Origin of the sequence: Pseudomonas sp. CFBP13528, assembly GCF_005233615.1 — a bacterium.
In the GTDB taxonomy this organism is placed as follows: Bacteria; Pseudomonadota; Gammaproteobacteria; order Pseudomonadales; family Pseudomonadaceae; genus Aquipseudomonas; species Aquipseudomonas fluorescens_AM.
The window spans coordinates 258,083-276,439 of record NZ_QGAJ01000004.1 but is presented as its reverse complement, the minus strand read 5'-3'; the positions used below and the strand labels follow the sequence as shown (position 1 = coordinate 276,439).

The 18,357-nt window shown below is 61.1% G+C and carries 14 protein-coding genes; 6 read left to right on the top strand and 8 right to left on the bottom strand.

Annotated features, from left to right (window positions below; translation table 11 throughout):
• Nucleotides 1-43: 43 nt before the first annotated feature.
• From PspCFBP13528_RS10800 to PspCFBP13528_RS10785, 4 genes are all read right to left on the bottom strand, one after another.
• Nucleotides 44-4,720: an SET domain-containing protein-lysine N-methyltransferase gene (locus tag PspCFBP13528_RS10800; protein WP_137200185.1), complete on the bottom strand. Its 4,677-nt coding sequence runs from the start codon at nt 4,718-4,720 to the stop codon at nt 44-46.
• A gap of 146 nt (nt 4,721-4,866) precedes the next feature.
• On the bottom strand, nt 4,867-5,673 hold the full coding sequence (locus tag PspCFBP13528_RS10795) for a sulfite exporter TauE/SafE family protein (RefSeq protein WP_065953022.1): 807 nt from the start codon (nt 5,671-5,673) through the stop codon (nt 4,867-4,869).
• Complete coding sequence (locus PspCFBP13528_RS10790; RefSeq protein WP_137200184.1) at nt 5,674-6,918, bottom strand: FAD/NAD(P)-binding oxidoreductase; 1,245 nt, start codon at nt 6,916-6,918, stop codon at nt 5,674-5,676.
• Nucleotides 6,919-6,970: 52 nt separating this feature from the next.
• Nucleotides 6,971-7,306, bottom strand: coding sequence for a metalloregulator ArsR/SmtB family transcription factor (locus PspCFBP13528_RS10785; protein ID WP_057007617.1), 336 nt, complete (start codon nt 7,304-7,306; stop codon nt 6,971-6,973).
• Between the two features lie 94 nt (nt 7,307-7,400).
• Here PspCFBP13528_RS10785 and PspCFBP13528_RS10780 point away from each other — a divergent pair, with 94 nt between their 5' ends.
• Nucleotides 7,401-8,264, top strand: coding sequence for an MBL fold metallo-hydrolase (locus PspCFBP13528_RS10780; protein WP_065953020.1), 864 nt, complete (start codon nt 7,401-7,403; stop codon nt 8,262-8,264).
• A 59-nt stretch (nt 8,265-8,323) separates the two neighbouring features.
• Here PspCFBP13528_RS10780 and bkdR read toward each other — a convergent pair whose 3' ends face one another.
• Nucleotides 8,324-8,812, bottom strand: a complete 489-nt coding sequence (bkdR, locus tag PspCFBP13528_RS10775; protein WP_065953019.1) for a Bkd operon transcriptional regulator BkdR — start codon at nt 8,810-8,812, stop codon at nt 8,324-8,326.
• Between the two features lie 195 nt (nt 8,813-9,007).
• Here bkdR and PspCFBP13528_RS10770 point away from each other — a divergent pair, with 195 nt between their 5' ends.
• The 5 genes from PspCFBP13528_RS10770 to PspCFBP13528_RS10750 all read left to right on the top strand — a co-directional run bounded on the left by PspCFBP13528_RS10770 (nt 9,008) and on the right by PspCFBP13528_RS10750 (nt 15,172).
• On the top strand, nt 9,008-10,243 hold the full coding sequence (locus tag PspCFBP13528_RS10770) for a 3-methyl-2-oxobutanoate dehydrogenase (2-methylpropanoyl-transferring) subunit alpha (protein ID WP_101220036.1): 1,236 nt from the start codon (nt 9,008-9,010) through the stop codon (nt 10,241-10,243).
• A gap of 1 nt (nt 10,244) precedes the next feature.
• Nucleotides 10,245-11,303, top strand: a complete 1,059-nt coding sequence (locus PspCFBP13528_RS10765) for an alpha-ketoacid dehydrogenase subunit beta (RefSeq protein ID WP_065953017.1) — start codon at nt 10,245-10,247, stop codon at nt 11,301-11,303.
• Entirely contained in the window at nt 11,304-12,563 is a 1,260-nt protein-coding gene (locus PspCFBP13528_RS10760) for a dihydrolipoamide acetyltransferase family protein (RefSeq protein WP_137200183.1), read from the top strand.
• A gap of 4 nt (nt 12,564-12,567) precedes the next feature.
• Nucleotides 12,568-13,947 carry a dihydrolipoyl dehydrogenase gene (lpdA, locus tag PspCFBP13528_RS10755; protein WP_101220034.1) on the top strand — a complete coding sequence of 460 codons (1,380 nt, stop codon included), beginning with the start codon at nt 12,568-12,570 and terminating at the stop codon, nt 13,945-13,947.
• Nucleotides 13,948-14,152: 205 nt separating this feature from the next.
• Nucleotides 14,153-15,172, top strand: coding sequence for a branched-chain amino acid aminotransferase (locus PspCFBP13528_RS10750; protein ID WP_065953014.1), 1,020 nt, complete (start codon nt 14,153-14,155; stop codon nt 15,170-15,172).
• 133 nt (nt 15,173-15,305) lie between these two features.
• Here PspCFBP13528_RS10750 and PspCFBP13528_RS10745 read toward each other — a convergent pair whose 3' ends face one another.
• The 3 genes from PspCFBP13528_RS10745 to PspCFBP13528_RS10735 form a co-directional block, all read right to left on the bottom strand.
• Nucleotides 15,306-16,199 carry a GNAT family acetyltransferase gene (locus tag PspCFBP13528_RS10745; RefSeq protein ID WP_137200182.1) on the bottom strand — a complete coding sequence of 298 codons (894 nt, stop codon included), beginning with the start codon at nt 16,197-16,199 and terminating at the stop codon, nt 15,306-15,308.
• A 62-nt stretch (nt 16,200-16,261) separates the two neighbouring features.
• Nucleotides 16,262-17,095 carry a TIGR03915 family putative DNA repair protein gene (locus PspCFBP13528_RS10740; protein WP_065953013.1) on the bottom strand — a complete coding sequence of 278 codons (834 nt, stop codon included), beginning with the start codon at nt 17,093-17,095 and terminating at the stop codon, nt 16,262-16,264.
• On the bottom strand, nt 17,092-18,312 hold the full coding sequence (locus PspCFBP13528_RS10735; RefSeq protein WP_065953012.1) for a putative DNA modification/repair radical SAM protein: 1,221 nt from the start codon (nt 18,310-18,312) through the stop codon (nt 17,092-17,094). Before PspCFBP13528_RS10735 ends, PspCFBP13528_RS10740 begins: the two co-directional genes overlap by 4 nt.
• Nucleotides 18,313-18,357 lie beyond the last annotated feature (45 nt).

Genomic DNA, 18,357 nt, shown 5'->3' with positions numbered 1-18,357 from the left:
CAAGGGCGCAATTGCTCCTCAGACGGGCACCGAGCACTTGAACTCAGCTATCAGGATCCGGCTTGATCGCGATATCAGGCACCGGTTCATAGAACGGGCCATAGTCCAGCAGCAATTCATCACCTTTCTTGATGTCTTTGAGCGCCACATAGAACGTCAGGTTTTTCCCGACTGCGATGGACACCACATTGTTGGACTGCCACACCGGCCCGTTACGCAGTTGCGAGGTATTGATCAGGCTCAGGGTGTTACCCGTGTGCAGCCCACTGACCGTGCGCGTGCCCGAACGTGTACCGAACAGGTAGGTCAGCACAGCTCGCGAGCCTTGCTTGCGTTGCTCCTGGAACAGCGACGCCTCGTCCGCATGGTATTTGCCCGCATACGGGCCAAGCACTTCGAACTGGGGAATGTCACGCCGCGCCCACACCGAAGCGCCGCGAGCCGGCCCGCCATCGTCGAGCACTGTGACCACCTCCATAGCCTCCTCAAACCGAGACTGGTGTTGACCTTCGGTGCTCAGCCAGTTCTTGATCGACGCCTTGATTTGCGCTGAAACGCGTGCCTTTGTCGGGCTATCAAGCCCGTCCAGCACGCCATTCCAATGGGCAATACGGATGTCATCGACAGGGCCCTCAAGTGTTTGGGTCAAGCTGAGCCTGGGGTTCACCGGGTCCTGCAGAATCGGCAGCGTATTGTCGATCTGATGACGAGGCAGTGGGGCAGTAACATTGGGTTCAACTTTTATAACGACGACGTCCGACGATGAGCCAGAGGTGTGTTCGCTCTGTGGCGTGTCGGTGGGCTTGTCCAGGTCCGAAGATTTCGGCGGCGGCGGATCCAGAGGGTCTTGCGCAGGCCGTTTGCGTGTCGTACCCGCAGCAGGTTGCTCGGACGCGGGGGGGTGCTCGGTGGTTTGCCCTGCCCGATTGAGGCGTTGCACGGTCGCCTCCTTTAACGAACCGTCGACTTTAACGTGCTGGCTCCAAGTGTTTGGGTTGAGCCCATGTTGGCTCAAGAACTGCGACTGTGTGACTGAATTGTTCGGTTGAGCCAACAGCTCGCGCCACTGGCGTAGATAGTCATCGGTCAGCGCGGTATAGGTGCGACCAGCTGCCCTGTTCAACAACGCTTCACCGGGCGGCCCCAGGCCGCCATCCTGCCGTGCACAATTTTTGAAGGTACTCGGATTGAGGTGATAATGACCGGCAAACCCGTTCATGGTCATGGCGTCACGCGCCTGCTGTGTCTTGCTTTGCCAATCACGAATATGTGTTTCAGTCAGCGTCTTGAAAGGTGTGTTGACCGCGCGGTCGCGCACGATCTTGCCGGTATCGCTCAACTGGCCGTCGGCTTGCACGTAGTAGGCAAAGGTTTTCGGCGGCAGGTTCCTCTGTTGGGCAAAGTGCTCACGGGTAATGCTTTGCTGTTGGGCGGGCGACAACGCTTCCCACTCGCGTAGATGTTCGGCAGTGATTAGCTGCTTGCGTGGCTGCGTCTGGAACGTGGGGGCAAGCGCAGCGTTTTGCTCCACTGGATTGAGACGTTCCACGGCCGCGCCTTTCAAGGAACCATCCTTTTTAACGAAGCGACTCCAACTGGCTGGACTGAGCCTGTGTTGGCTGATGAACTGCTCTTGTGTCACTGAGTTGTTCGGTTGCGCGAAGAGCGTGCGCCACTGCTGTAAATGCTCATCGGTAATCACCTCGTAGGCCGTACCTGCAGCAACCCTACCCAACAGTTCCCTGCCCTGTGGCCCCAGGCCGCCATCGGCCCGCACGTAATTTTTCAGCGTATGGCTATTAAGGTGATGATCACCGGCAAACCCCTCCAAGGTCATCGCGCTACGCTCCTGCTGTGTCATGCCTCGCCAGCTATGCAGATGCACTTGGGTCACCTTATTGAAGGGTGTGTCAGCGGGCCGGTTACGTATGATCAAGCCGGTTTCGCTGAGTCGACCGTCAACATCTTTCACGCAGTACTCAAACGCCCTCCAGGGCAGTTGATGCTGTCGGGCAAAGCCCCTGGGGGTAAGTCTTATTTGTTCCTGGCGGGACAATGCTTCCCACGCCCGCAAATGTTCAGCGCTAATCTGCCTCCCTCCACCGGCTGCCCCCAGGCGTTGCCATTGATCCCCCTGTATGTGCTGGACCACCAACTCGGTTTGCCGGTTGTTGTGATAAACCCGCGCCTGCACAACGCCCTCTTCCGTGCGAGTGACCTGCCGGACCTCGTACACCGCTGTTTCACCGTTGCTGTCGGTGTGGCGTATATGCGAAAGATGCCCATCGGTTGCCACATACACGCCCTGATTGTTGCGTGAGAGCCCGGCGATGGTGGAGGCTGGCATCTTGTAGTGACCGAACAGCTCATGGCTCAGCGCGTCCGCTTCATCGACGTGCGCAACGCCCACCTTGCCGGCGACCGCCTGCGTCGTGGGCGCAAAACCATCGAGCGGGCTGCCATAAGGCCGCATCGTGTCGCCATCAAAAGCATACCAATGGCCGCTCTTGAGCACTGCAGCCCCTTCCACTGTCTGGTCGACCCCCTTCACGATGCCCGTTGCTGCGGCGTCGTACTGTTTACTCACTGCCTTCAACACATCGTAACTGGCACTGGCGCCCCTGAACCGGTTGACAGCTTTGGCGCCTTTGGACAGCAGATAAAGACCGCCATTGCCCACAAGCTTGGGCAGATCACTCAAGCCCCCCAGGGGGTTGAGCACGTCAATGGTTGCCACGCCGATGACCTTGGCCGCCCGCAACGCCTTGACGCCGGTGGACAGCGCAGTCCGGCCGATCTTGAGTAGTTTTCCTGCGGTGGCAGTGCCAGCGGTAAGAAACCCGAATACATCCAGCAAGAGATCGAATGTGCCCGCGCCGGACTGGCCGTTCTGAAAATTGACAATGGCGGACCTGAAGGGGATCAGGTTCAGCAAAAACTCGCTCAACTGTGCGTTCGCCTTGTCCAAGCTTGTCTGTCCGCGGGCTTGTTCTTTGATAGCCGGATCGTCGAGTGCCAAGTGCTGGACAAACGCCCTGGCAATCGCTTCGGACCGATGGCTGGTGAAACTATTCAATAGTGAATTATTCGAAGGGCGCTCACGACCCAGATCATCTGCTGAATAACGGGGCGTGAGCGCTTTGGTTGTAGAAACGTTTTTGCCGTCCCTGACCTCCTTGACCACCGCTTTGGACAGGGACGCCTTTTCAATCGTGCCTTTATTGAAATCGATTACATAGGCTTGGGACGTGCCCTGCAGCTCGGTTTTGACCAGCAGCCCCGGTTTATTTTGAGCGTATGTATTATTGAAATGACCATCCATGACATACGAGCCTTCCTGGAAAAAGCTGATTGTCCCCGATTCGAAGTTCTTTCGATCCGCCAATGGCAGTTGCGAAATCATGTGCCTGACCGTTGTATTGACGGCGGCCTTTTTTTCCTCGATTGCGCGGTTGAACTGCCTGTCGAATTCAGCCGGCACGCCAAACTGCGGGTTGGCGTTCAACATCGTCAGCACCCTGCGCAGGTCACCCGACTCAAGCGAGCTGCTGGGCTCATGCGCCTTGAAGGGTCTGGGTTCGAGCCAGTCGTTCATGGCGACATCCAGTAGCGAAATCCCTCCCCCTTCAATCACCACGTAACGCTGATCAACAGCGAATACTTTTTCTTCGAAAAACGCGCCCAGGTCGCCAAACCGTTCCTTGAGTTTGGTCAGTGCGATCTCTTTTCGTGTGGGTAATGCTTTGTCCAGTGCCCGGGAGGCAGATAGCCGGGTGTCAAGTTGCGCGTTGAAGGCGGTTCTTGCCGATTCGAGGTGTGCGGGGAGGTAGTTGTCATTGCTTCTTTTGGTGAGCACTCCATTGGCGATTGCCCAGTCCAGCAAAGCAGCCATTTGTGCTGTGTGGGTGATCGCAGGGTCAACCAGCCACGCCTTTTCGGCCTCGCGCATGACCTGGGCAAACGTCATGCCGAGGACTTTGCCCGGTGTCTGCGCCTCGATCGTCATGGCTGCAATCGTCAGGCTGGCCCATGCCTGGCTACCGATCTTCACACTCGGGGGAATGTCTTTAATCAGAAACTGCGGGGCCGAGCGGGCCAGCAACAGGTATGCCCCCACCTTTGCAAGCGCAGCGCTGGTTCTGCCTGAGCTGCTCAAGTGTTCGGCCAGGGCATCCCCAACTGCAGAGGGGTGGCGGCCCCAATGTTTGTCACTGGCCAGATCGAAGCCGGCTATTTTGTTGCGATCAGGGGCGGTAATCGACTCAGGATCCATCTGCAGTGCGATCCCCGCCAACAGGTAGTCCGTTGCGCTACTCTCGTTGTCGATGCCTTGCATTCTTTGCTGCAGCGCCTTGCCCATCCGTTGCCCCTGGGGGGAGCGCACTAGCGCCTCGATTATTTTGGCAGGGTCGTTCTGCGCGGACGCTGGCAATGGCTGACGATACCGCAAGAACTCCAGCACACCGCCCTTGGTTTGCATCACCAAAGGCTGGTCGCCCAGAGGGTGTTCGTGATTCATCGTGATAAGACGCAAGCGCCGTTGTTCGTCTGCGCTCAAGGGTATCGGCCAGGACAGCGCCCCGCCCAGACTACCCAGCGCAGAGCCTGGGCTAACGGGGGTGGCCAACCTATCGGGTTCTTCGTTGACCGGCGCTGACTGATTGCCGGGCGCCAGTACCGGCGGTGAGGAAAAGCGCTGTGCAGGGGGAATGGAGGTCATGAGCGATGTCTATCCGTAGTCAAAAAATCATCCTGGCGTTTGCCGTGCTCACTGGGTGTTAAAACCCAATCAGCAGGTTCCTGCCCACCTACCAGATTTTGTGACTGCCGCAATGCACGGCGACCTTACGAGTCGCCGGCACAGAGTCAGATCAACGCGTTGAACAACATTCCAATCGCCACTACTACACACAGGCTGGCAAACCCCACCTGCAAGCTGCGGGCGGGAATCACCGAACACAGACGCCGTCCCGCTAGCATTCCGACGATACTCGCGCCAATGAACGCCCAGCCCACCGGCTCGATGCTCACGCCGGCGTGAAAGGCCCCCGCCACGCCGATCAGCGACAGCAGGCTGACCACCATCAACGAGGTCGCGACGATCCCGCGCATCTGCACATCGGTGAGTTGCTTGAACGCCGGCACAATCAGAAAACCGCCGCCCACGCCGAGCAACCCGGAGACCGCGCCCGTCACCGCGCCCAATGCAGCCAGGGTCACAGTGCATTTGGCGGTCCAGGCCAGGCGCCCGGTCTGCTGGTTGAGCATGCAGTTTTTCTGGCCCCAGGAGGCGGCGCCATGGTCACTCGGCCCAGCCTGGACCTTTTCGCGCTGCAACATGCGCCAGGCCACCAGCACCATCAATGCACTGAACAGGCCCATCAGCACCGGCTCCGACAGTTGATGGGCGACGAACACCCCCAACGGCGAAAACAGCGCGCCCAGCAACGCGATCAATAACGCTGCGCGGTAACGCACCAAACCATGGCGCAGGCCGTCGATCGCGCCCACCGCCGCGGCTGCGCCCACCGCGAGCAATGACACCGGCGCGGCCTGAGTCATCGTCAACCCCAGGCCCAACACCAGCGCCGGCACTCCGAGAATGCCGCCGCCCGCGCCGGTCAGGCCCATGACCAGGCCCATCAATACACCCAACACACTGGCCAGCAGCATTCAGTCCACCTTGCTCAGGCGGGTCAGCCACTCGCGGCCCTTGAGCATGCCGTTCCAGTAGAACCACGGCAGCAACGTGGCCTTGAGGAACCACATCGAACGGCGCGCCTGGGTGGGGTCCAGGGGAAAGGTCGGCAGCAGCTTGCCGCCGTAACCGAACTCCGCCAGCACTACCTTGCCCTTCTCCACCGTCAGCGGGCAGGAGCCGTAGCCGTCGTACTTGAGCGGCAGCGGTGCCTGTTTGCGCAGGGCCAGCAGGTTTTCAGCGACCACCACGATCTGCTTGCGCACCGCCGCCGCGGTCTTGGCGTTGGCGGTGCCGCACACGTCGCCCAGGCCGAAGATGTTCGGATAGCGCAGGTGCTGCAGGCTGTGGGGGTTCACTTCGCACCAGCCGGCGGTGTCGGCCAACGGGCTATGCCGGATAAAATCCGGGGCGACTTGCGGCGGGACCACATGCAGCAGGTCAAACACTTTTTCGACGACGCTGACGTTGCCTTCGGCGTCCTTGACTTCAAACCAGGCCTTGCCTGCCGGGCCATCGACCTTGATCAGGTTGGCATTGAACGCCAGGCGCGCGTTGTATTTCTCGACGTACTTCATCAACGGCGGCACAAACGTTGGCACACCAAACAGCGCGGCACCGGCCAGGTTGAATTCAACCTCGATGTTTTTCAGGCTGCCCTGCTTGAGCCAGTGATCGCAGGACAGGTACATGGCCTTCTGCGGCGCGCCGGCGCATTTGATCGGCATGGCCGGCTGGGTGAAGAGCGCCTTGCCACCCTTGAGCTGCTGCACCAGTTGCCAGGTATAGGCCGCGTGTTCGTAGCTATAGTTGGAGGTGACGCCGTGGCGACCGAGGGTCTCCTGCAGGCCCTCGATCTTTTCCCACGCCAGGCGCAGGCCGGGGCACACAATCAGGTTCTTCCAGGTGACGCGTTGGCCGCTGTCGAGCACAAGGGTTTGCTCGTCAGGCAATAACTCGCTGACGGCGGCCTGGACCCAGGTGACACCATTGGGCAGTACGTCGGCCAGCGGGCGCCGGGTTTTTTGCAGGTCGTAGGCGCCGCCGCCCACCAGGGTCCAGGCGGGTTGATAGCAATGGAAGTCGTTGGGTTCGATCAGGATGAGGTTCAGTTGCGGGTCGCGCTTGAGCAGGCTGGCCAGCAGGCCGATGCCTGCCGAGCCGCCGCCGATGACGACGATATCGCCACTGATGGTGGGTCCCCAGTGTTGTTCGGTCATTGTCTACTGCCTTTTTGGAGTCAATGCACACAAGGGTCGCTGCCGGATGGCGTCACGCCCAGCTTTTTATGACCGCGCCGCAGTACAGGCCGGACAGGGTCTTCATCACTTGAATCACTTCATGGCTGGCCAGCCCGTAGAAGATGTATTTACCTTCCCGACGGGTGGCGACCAACCCTTCGTCCCGCAGGATGCCCAACTGTTGTGACAACGTGGGCTGGCGCACGCCAGTCTGGGCTTCCAGCTCGCCGACGTTGCGCTCGCCCAGGGTCAACTGGCAAAGGATCAACAAGCGATCTTCATTGGCCAGGGCCTTGAGCAAGGAACAGGCCTTGGACGCCGATGCACGCAACTGGGCGACCTCGCCCTCACTCAACGTAGATTCCATTTGCCTCGGCTCCTTTAACTCACTTAAGCTCAAAACATTATGTTTAAACGTAAACTGATTGTAACCACTTTTTTCTTCATCGGGGATAGCCGCCATGCCAGCGTTGATTCAAGCCTTTCTGGACGAGGCATCGTCGACCTACACCTATGTGGTCTATGAAGCCGACGGCGGCCCGTGCGCCATCGTCGATTCGGTGCTCAACTACGACCCGGCCTCCGGGCGCACCGATACCGCGCAGGCCGACAAGGTGATTGCCTTTGTGCGCGAGCATGGCCTGCACGTGCAGTGGCTGCTGGAAACCCACGCCCACGCCGATCACCTGTCCGCCGCGCCGTACCTGCGCCGCACCCTGGGCGGCAAGATTGCGATTGGCCAGTCCATCAGCAAAGTGCAGGGCGTATTCAAGCAGCTGTTCAATCTGGAGCCGGCGTTTCGGGTGGATGGCTCACAGTTCGATCACCTGTTTGCGCCGGATGAAATCTTTCATATCGGTGGCTTGCAGGCCCAGGCGCTGCATGTGCCCGGGCACACCCCGGCGGACATGGCCTACCTGATCGATGGCCGCCTGATCCTGGTGGGCGATACCCTGTTCATGCCCGACGTCGGCACCGCCCGCTGCGACTTCCCCGGCGGCGATGCGCGGCAGTTGTACGCGTCGATGCGCAAGCTGCTGGCGTTCCCGCCCGAGACCCAGCTGTACGTGTGTCATGACTATCCACCCGAGGGCCGCGAGGCGAAATGCCAGACCACGGTGGCTGAACAGCGCGCGCAGAATATCCATGTGCATGACGGGGTGGATGAGGCGGCGTTTGTCGCGATGCGCACCACCCGCGATGCCGGGCTGGGCATGCCGACGTTGTTGCTGCCGGCGATCCAGGTGAATGTGCGGGCGGGGCATATGCCGCCAGCGGAAGACAATGGCGTCACCTACCTCAAGATCCCGCTCAACCAACTTTGAAATGCATTTAAACAGGTGGGAGGGGGCAAGCCCCCTCCCACATTTTGTCCACCGTTGAATCAGGAACCGAGGCTGATGCCGTTGGCCGGCAATGGCAGCGCGGTTTTATAGCGAACTTGCTTCAAGGCAAAACTGGAGCGAATATTCGCCACCCCCGGCACCTTGGTCAAAAAATCCATCATGAAACGCTCCAGCGACTGGATCGTCGGCACCAGCACCCGGATCAGGTAATCCGGGTCGCCAGCCATCAGGTAACACTCCATCACTTCCGGCCGGTCCGAGATCGCACCTTCAAATTGCTGCAACGCCAGTTCATTCTGCTTTTCCAGGCTCACATGGATGAACACGTTGACATGCAGCCCCAGCAGATCGGCGTCCAGCAGCGTGACCTGCTCGCGAATCAGGCCGTGTTCTTCCATCGCCTTGACCCGGTTGAAGCACGGCGTGGGCGACAGGTTGACCGAGCGGGCCAGGTCGGCGTTGGTGATGCGGGCATTCTCCTGCAGGGCATTGAGAATGCCGATATCGGTACGGTCCAGTTTGCGCATGAGACAAAGTCACCTGTTTATTATGTTTATGCAGATTTTTTATCCGCAAATGATCCTGAGCGCAACGAAACACAGATAAATATTCTTCTACGCCACGCCTATGATTGTTGTAGGACAAGATTTCTTCTACCCGAAGACTGACTGTCAGCTAGCGCGCCCACTACAAGAAATTCACAAGATCGAGCGTAGAAAGCCATGAACCAGCCGTATGCACCGCTGCGCCTGCACGTTCCCGAACCCTCGGGCCGTCCAGGCTGCAAGACCGACTTCACCTACCTGCGCCTGACCGACGCCGGCCTGGTACGCAAACCCGCCATCGACGTGGAACCCGCCGACACCGCCGACCTGGCCAAAGGTCTGATCCGCGTGCTCGACGACCAGGGCCAGGCGCTCGGGCCGTGGGCCGAGGGTGTCTCGGCAGACATCATGCGCAAAGGCATGCGCGCGATGCTCAAGACGCGCATCTTCGACAACCGCATGGTGGTCGCCCAGCGCCAGAAAAAAATGTCGTTCTACATGCAAAGCCTTGGCGAAGAAGCCATCGGCAGCGCCCAGGCCCTGGCCTTGAACATCGACGACATGTGCTTCCCCACCTACCGCCAGCAAAGCATCCTGATGGCCCGCGACGTGCCGCTGGTGGACCTGATCTGCCAACTGCTGTCCAACGAGCGCGACCCGCTCAAGGGCCGCCAGTTGCCCATCATGTACTCGGTCAAGGACGCGGGTTTCTTCACGATTTCCGGCAACCTTGCCACCCAGTTCGTACAGGGCGTGGGCTGGGGCATGGCCTCGGCGATCAAGGGCGATACCAAGATCGCCTCGGCCTGGATCGGCGACGGCGCCACCGCAGAATCGGACTTCCACACTGCCCTCACCTTTGCTCACGTGTACCGTGCGCCGGTGATCCTCAACGTGGTCAACAACCAGTGGGCCATTTCCACCTTCCAGGCCATTGCCGGCGGTGAAGCCACGACTTTCGCCGGACGCGGCGTCGGTTGCGGTATCGCCTCCCTGCGCGTGGACGGCAACGACTTTATCGCCGTGTACGCCGCCTCCGCCTGGGCCGCCGAGCGTGCCCGCCGCAACCTGGGGCCGACGCTGATCGAGTGGGTCACCTACCGCGCCGGTCCGCACTCCACCTCCGATGATCCGTCCAAATACCGCCCCGCCGACGACTGGAGCCATTTCCCATTGGGCGACCCGATTGCCCGTCTCAAGCAGCACCTGATCAGGATCGGCCAGTGGTCCGAAGAGGAACACGCGGCGGTCAGCGCCGAACTGGAAGCCGAAGTGGTCAAGGCGCAGAAAGAAGCCGAACAGTACGGCACCCTCGCCGGCGGCCAGATTCCAAGCGCCGCGACCATGTTCGAAGACGTCTATAAAGAGATGCCGGAGCACTTGAAGCGCCAGCGTCAAGCGTTGGGGGTGTGACATGAACGATCACAACAACAGCATCGAACTGGAAACCGCCATGACCACCACCACCATGACCATGATCCAGGCCCTGCGCTCGGCCATGGATGTTATGCTTGAACGGGACGACAACGTGGTGGTGTTCGGCCAGGACGTCGGTTACTTCGGCGGCGTGTTCCGTTGCACCGAAGGCTTGCAGACCAAATACGGCAGCTCGCGGGTATTCGACGCACCGATTTCCGAAAGCGGCATCATCGGCGTGGCGGTGGGCATGGGCGCCTACGGCCTGCGTCCGGTCGCGGAAATCCAGTTTGCCGACTACGTCTACCCCGCCACCGACCAGATTATTTCCGAGGCCGCGCGCCTGCGTTATCGCTCAGCCGGCCAGTTCACCGCGCCCTTGACCATGCGCATGCCGTGCGGCGGCGGCATCTATGGCGGCCAGACCCACAGCCAGAGTATCGAAGCGGTGTTCACCCAGGTCTGCGGCCTGCGCACGGTGATGCCGTCCAACCCCTATGACGCCAAGGGCCTGCTGATCGCCTCCATCGAAAACGATGACCCGGTGATCTTCCTTGAGCCCAAGCGCCTGTATAACGGCCCGTTCGATGGCCATCACGACCGCCCGGTAACCCCGTGGTCGAAACACCCGCAGGCGCAGGTGCCGGACGGTTACTACACCGTACCGCTGGACGTGGCCGCCATCGTGCGTCCGGGGTCTGCGGTGACTGTGCTGACCTACGGCACCACGGTGTATGTGTCGCAAGTCGCCGCCGAAGAAACCGGCATCGACGCCGAAGTCATCGACCTGCGCAGCCTGTGGCCGCTGGACCTGGACACCATCGTCAACTCGGTGAAAAAGACCGGCCGTTGCGTGGTGGTGCACGAAGCCACGCGCACCTGCGGTTTTGGTGCCGAGCTGGTGTCGCTGGTGCAGGAGCACTGCTTCCACCACCTGGAAGCGCCGATCGAGCGCGTCACCGGCTGGGACACGCCCTACCCGCATGCGCAGGAGTGGGCGTATTTCCCAGGCCCGTCCCGAGTGGGCGCGGCGTTGAAACGGGTCATGGAGGTCTGAATGGGCACGCACGTTATCAAGATGCCGGACATTGGCGAAGGCATCGCGGAAGTTGAACTGTCGCAGTGGCATGTGAAGGTCGGCGACCTGGTCGTCGAAGACCAGGTGCTGGCGGATGTGATGACCGACAAGGCGATGGTGGACATTCCCTCGCCGGTCCACGGCAAGGTGATTTCCCTGGGCGGCGAGCCGGGTGAAGTCATGGCGGTCGGCAGTATTTTGATCAGCATTGAAGTGGAAGGCGCCGGTAACGCCAGGGAAGCGCCGGCCGTGGCCGCACCGCTGGAAAAAGCCGCGCCGGTGGTGGAGAGCCAGCCGCAACCGGCTCCAGGCAAGCCCGCGCCTGTCGCGGCCAACGTCCAGGCGCCCGTGGCGCGGGAGGCCAATGAGCGCCCGCTGGCCTCCCCCGCCGTTCGCAAGCATGCCCTGGATGCGGGTATCCAGTTGCGCCTGGTACAGGGCTCCGGCCCGGCCGGGCGGATCCTGCATGAAGACCTCGAAGCTTACCTTCAGCAAGGCGCCAGCCCAGCCTCGGCCGCCGCCAACCCTTATGCCGAACGCAACGACGAGCACCAGATCCCGGTGATCGGCATGCGCCGCAAGATCGCCCAGCGCATGCAGGATGCCACCCGCCGCGCCGCGCATTTCAGCTACGTGGAAGAAATCGACGTCACGGCGCTGGACGAACTGCGCGTGCACCTCAATGAAAAACACGGCGCCACACGCGGCAAGCTGACCCTGCTGCCCTTCATCGTGCGCGCCATGGTGGTGGCACTGCGCGATTTTCCGCAGATCAACGCACGCTATGACGACGAAGCCCAGGTCATCACTCGTCTCGGTGCGGTGCATGTGGGCGTCGCCACCCAGAGCGATGTCGGCCTGATGGTGCCAGTGGTGCGCCACGCCGAAGCCCGCAGCCTGTGGGGCACTGCCGAAGAAATCGCGCGTTTGGCCACAGCAGCCCGAAACGGCAAGGCCAGCCGCGAAGAGCTGTCGGGCTCGACCATCACCCTGACCAGCCTCGGCGCGCTGGGTGGCATCGTCAGCACGCCGGTGCTGAACCTGCCGGAAGTGGCGATTGTCGGCGTCAACCGCATCGTCGAGCGGCCGATGGTGATAAAGGGCCAGATCGTGGTGCGCAAGATGATGAACCTCTCCAGCTCGTTCGATCACCGTGTGGTCGATGGCATGGACGCGGCGCAATTCATCCAGGCCGTGCGCGGCCTGCTCGAACAACCCGCCAGCCTGTTCCTGGAGTAAGGGCATGACTCAGACACTACACACCACGCTGCTGATTATCGGCGGCGGCCCGGGCGGTTATGTGGCCGCAATTCGCGCCGGCCAACTGGGCATCCCGACCCTCCTGGTGGAAGGCCAGGCGTTGGGCGGCACCTGCCTGAACATCGGTTGCATTCCGTCCAAGGCCTTGATCCATGTGGCCGAGCAATTCCAGCAGACGGTACACCACAGCCAGGGCTCGCAGTTGGGCATCGAGGTGGACGTGCCCACCCTGGACATCCGCAAAAGTGTGGAATGGAAAGACGGCATCGTCGACCGCCTGACCACCGGCGTCGCCGCGCTGTTGAAGAAGCACAAGGTGCAGGTGATCCACGGCTGGGCCAAGGTGGTGGACGGCAAGACCGTCGACGTGGGCGAGCAGCGCATCCAGTGCGAACACCTGCTGCTGGCCACCGGTTCGAAGAGTGTCGAGCTGCCGATGCTGCCGCTTGGCGGGCCGATCATTTCATCCACCGAAGCCCTGGCCCCGAGCCGCGTACCGAAGCGGCTGATCGTGGTGGGTGGCGGTTATATCGGCCTGGAACTGGGCATCGCCTATCGCAAGTTGGGGGCCGACGTCAGTGTGGTCGAAGCCCAGGATCGCATCCTGCCGGCCTATGACGCCGAACTGACTCAACCGGTGAGCGAATCCCTCAAGCAACTGGGGGTGAAGCTGTACCTCAGACACAGCGTCACCGGGTTTGCCGACCATTGCCTGCAAGTGCGCGACCCGAATGGCGACACCCTGTCGCTGGAAACCGATCAGGTGCTGGTGGCTGTTGGTCGCAAACCCAACACCCAGGGCTGGAACCTCGAAGCGCTGAACCTGGACATGAACGGCGCCGCGATCAAGATCGACAGCCGTTGCCAGACCAGCATGCGCAATGTGTATGCCATTGGCGACCTGAGCGGCGAGCCCATGCTGGCGCACCGGGCCATGGCCCAGGGCGAGATGGTCGCCGAACTGATCAGCGGTAAACCTCGCGAATTCAACCCGGCGGCGATTCCGGCGGTGTGCTTTACCGACCCGGAACTGGTGGTGGTGGGCAAGACTCCGGACGAGGCCAAGGCAGCCGGCCTGGACTGCATCGTGTCGAGCTTCCCGTTCGCCGCCAACGGACGGGCCATGACCCTGGAGTCGAAAACCGGCTTCGTGCGGGTGGTGGCGCGGCGTGACAATCACCTGATTGTCGGTTGGCAAGCCGTGGGCGTGGGTGTGTCGGAACTGTCTACTGCGTTTGGCCTGAGCCTGGAAATGGGTGCACGCCTGGAGGATGTGGCGGGAACGATCCACGCCCATCCGACCTTGGGTGAAGCCGTGCAGGAAGCGGCGTTGCGGGCTTTGGGGCATGCGTTGCACCTGTAGAACCGTGGCGAGGCCATCGGCGGCAAGCCCCCTCCTACAGGGGAATGCATTCTAAATGTGGGAGGGGGCTTGCCCCCCGATAGCAGTGGATCATCCAATAGAGAGGTTGAATGGTCCAACCGCCCGCTCCCACACCGGCCAAGAATGCAGTATTGTTGAGCCCATCCAGAAAAAAATCCGACTTGACCAGAGATTAGAGGGTGTCATGGGTAACGAAAGCATCAATTGGGACAAGCTGGGTTTTGACTACATCAAGACCGACAAGCGGTTTCTCCAGGTCTGGAAAAACGGCGAATGGCAAGCAGGCACCCTGACCGACGACAACGTGCTGCACATCAGCGAGGGCTCTACCGCCCTGCACTACGGCCAACAGTGCTTTGAAGGCCTCAAGGCCTACCGCTGCAAGGACGGCTCGATCAACCTGTTCCGTCCGGACCAGAACGCCGCGCGCATGCAGCGTAGCTGCGCCCGCCTGCTGATGCCGCATGTGTCGACCGAAGACTTCATCGAAGCCTGCAAACAAGTGGTCAAGGCCAACGAGCGCTTCATCCCGCCTTACGGCAGCGGCGGCGCGCTGTACCTGCGCCCGTTCGTGATCGGCACCGGTGACAACATCGGCGTGCGCACCGCGCCGGAGTTCATCTTCTCGGTGTTCTGCATCCCGGTCGGCGCCTATTTCAAAGGCGGCCTGGTGCCCCACAACTTCCAGATTTCCACCTTCGACCGCGCCGCGCCACAAGGCACCGGTGCCGCCAAAGTGGGCGGTAACTATGCCGCCAGCCTGATGCCGGGCTCGGAAGCGAAAAAATCCGGCTTCGCCGACGCGATCTACCTGGACCCGATGACCCATTCGAAAATCGAAGAAGTCGGCTCGGCCAACTTCTTCGGCATCACCCATGACAACCAGTTCATCACGCCGAAGTCGCCTTCGGTGCTGCCGGGCATTACCCGCCTGTCGCTGATCGAACTGGCCCAGAGCCGCCTGGGCCTTGCCGTGGTCGAGGGCGAAGTGTTCATCGACAAGCTGGATCAATTCAAGGAAGCCGGTGCCTGTGGTACCGCTGCGGTAATCTCGCCGATCGGTGGCATCCAGTACAACGGCAAGCTGCACGTGTTCCACAGCGAAACCGAAGTGGGCCCGATTACCCAGAAGCTCTACAAAGAGCTGACGGGCGTGCAGACCGGTGACGTTGAAGCGCCAGCGGGTTGGATCGTCAAAGTCTAAGCCACTGCCTCAGCAACACTGCAAAACCTGTGGGAGGGGCTTGCCCCCGATGGCGGTGAATCAGTCAACATCATCGGTGACTGACACCCTGCCATCGGGGGCAAGCCCCCTCCCACATTTGCCTCCTGTGTTCTTAAGATTGGGGAGGAATATTCCCGGCAATCTTCTTGCCCATGCTGATCCTCGGCTCCACTCCATAGCCCAACGCCTCGTAGAACCCCACCACCGCGTCATTGCCGCCGGTGATCTGCAGGTTGATCTTCATGCAACCCAACGCCGTCAAGACCTGTTCGGCGTGACGCACCAACGATGATCCCAGGCCGTGGCGACGATAGTCGGCATGCACCGCCACCGAGTACAGCCAACCGCGATGGCCGTCATAGCCGGCGAGAATCGTACCGATCACGGTTTTTTTATCGGTCGCGACAAAGAATAGCCCGTCATTGACCACCAGCTTCTTATCGATCGCCAGGCTCGGCAGGTTATGCGCGGTGTCATAGCCGAACGCCTCCTGCCACAACTCAACCACTTGCGCACGGTGCTGACGGTCGCGATACGGGCCGATGGGATGCCGGGACAGCAGGGCCTTTTCCATGACCAGCGTGCGCTCATTGCCATGATAGACATCACGCACGGTGTGAAACCCCAGCTTGCTGTAGAACGCCTCGGCGGTCAGCGAGGATGGCACGCTCAACACCGTCACCCCGGCTTCGCGGGCGCGCAGTTCGATCTCGATCATCAACAGGCGACCAATGCCCTGCCCTTGCAGCGCCGGGTTGACGAACACCGAGCGCACCACGTTGGCGTCAAGGGCGGCGGTGGCAACGATCACCTGCTCCTGGGTGGCCACCAGCACGACACGGCGCTTGAGCAGCGCCAGCACGGCATCGGGGGTGAAATGACATGCCACTCGGGCAATCACATCCGCCGGGTAATCCTGTGCGTTACTGCTGTGCAAGGCCGCCAGGATGACCTGGCTGATCCCTTCGGCATCGGCGGTTTGGGCAAGACGAACAGCGGTAGACATGATTGCTCCTGGCTGAGGACGCTCTGACAAACACCACAATACCAAGCCCCCTCCCACATTTTCTAATTATGCCCGCTTGAAATGCGTTTGCCGGGTTTGGTGCCCACCAGCCTGGCCTGCCCATCCTTCTGTTTGCCCGTGCGCGCCTCACTGATCAGCCCCGGAATCAACTTGCCCTCCGGCAGGTTCTTCCAGAACCGGCTCGGCAGATGCCCTTCCATCACCTTGGGGTTCAAGCGCGCCGGGTTGAAGATGTGGCTGTAATAGGTCAACCACATGGCGCTGTGCGGGTCTTCGACATTTTGCGCCAGCTGCTGCCACGCCTCGGGGCACTGGCGTTGGTGAATCAATTGCTCACCGTCGTAATACACCCCATCCAGGGGCGTCGCGATCATCCAGCGATGGCGGCCCATGCGCCCGACGAAATGCTGGCTGGCACTGTGCAAAATATCGTGGGCCGGCTCGTGCCAGGCCACGTACTCCGGCAGCTCGGGCCCGGCTTCGGCCGGCAATGCAATAAACCGCACAAACGCATGCAAGTGGTGGGCTTCACGGCTGACCTGCTTGATGCGGCGCTGCAACTCGCTGCCCAACTTGTCACCTGCCAGCATTGCCGTGCGATCGCCATGGCTGACCCGCCACAACACTTCGTACAGCAAACTCCAACGCTGATCGCCCTGGTAGCAGGCGGCCGACTCCAGCAGTTGCAACAAGGCCTTGGGAATGCGCGCCTGGAAAGGCCCCGGCCCGGACGGAATGGGTTCGTCGGTGGCAAACAAATCCGCCACCTCGGCTTCGCCCCAGCTCACCTGGCTGGGGTCGACCTGGTGGCTGAGCAGCCAGCGCGCCTGTTCGCGCCAGGTGCTGAACAGGTTGTCGCATTCCAGGCTGATCATCCCCACAACCCCATCTGTTGCGGTTGCGGGCGATCACGCAGCTGTTCGCGCAGCAACACACTGGTGCTATCGGCCTGCTGTGGGTGGTAATCGCTGGTGATGAAAAACGGCTTGGCCTTGGCCAGCACGCAGCGCATGCGGGCCAGGTCTTCAAAGCGGATCTTGCGTTCGCGGCGCAGATCTACCAGGCGCTGGGTGGTGCGCAGGCCAATGCCGGGGATGCGCGCGATCAAGGTCGGTTCGGCGCGGTTCAGGTCCAGGGGGAACACCTCGCGATGCTCCAGGGCCCACGCCAGCTTGGGGTCGATATCCAGGGCCAGGTGGCCGGGGCCTTCGAACAGTTCATTGGCGCTGAAGCCGTAGCTGCGCAACAGAAAGTCGGCCTGGTACAGACGATGCTCGCGCATCAGCGGTGGTGCGGCCAGGGGCACGCTCTTCGGACTGTTGGGAATCGGGCTGAACGCGGAATAATACACGCGGCGCAGCTTGTAATTGCCATACAAGGCTTCGGCACCGTGCAGGATGGTGCTGTCGTCGGTGTCATCGGCGCCGACGATCATCTGGGTACTCTGCCCGGCCGGGGCGAAGCGCGGTGCACGGGGTTCGTTGAGCACCGTCTGTTCACCGGTGTAGATGGTCTGCATGGCCTGTTTGATCGAGACGATCTGCTTTTCGGGCGCCAGGGTTTGCAGGCTGGTATCGGTGGGCAGTTCGATATTCACGCTCAGGCGGTCGGCATAGCGCCCGGCCTCGGCGATCAACGCAGGGTCAGCTTCAGGGATGGTCTTGAGGTGTATATAGCCGCGAAAATCGTGCTCTTCACGCAGCAATTTGGCGACCCGCACCAACTGCTCCATAGTGTAGTCGGCTGAACGGATGATGCCGGAACTGAGAAACAAACCGCTGACGCAATTGCGCTTGTAGAAGTCCAGGGTCAGGGTGACCACTTCTTCCGGGCTGAATCGCGCACGCGGCACATCGCTGGAACGGCGGTTGACACAATACTGGCAGTCGTAGAGACAGAAGTTGGTGAGCAAAACCTTGAGCAGCGACACGCAACGGCCGTCGGGCGTATAGCTGTGGCAAATGCCCATGCCATCGGTGGAACCCAGCCCGGCCTTGCCTTCGGAGCTGCGCTTGGGTGCGCCACTGCTGGCGCACGAAGCGTCGTACTTGGCGGCGTCGGCGAGGATGCTGAGCTTTTCGATCAACTGCATGGAGAGCTACCGATACTGGTTTTTTGTACAGTATCAGCAGCAACC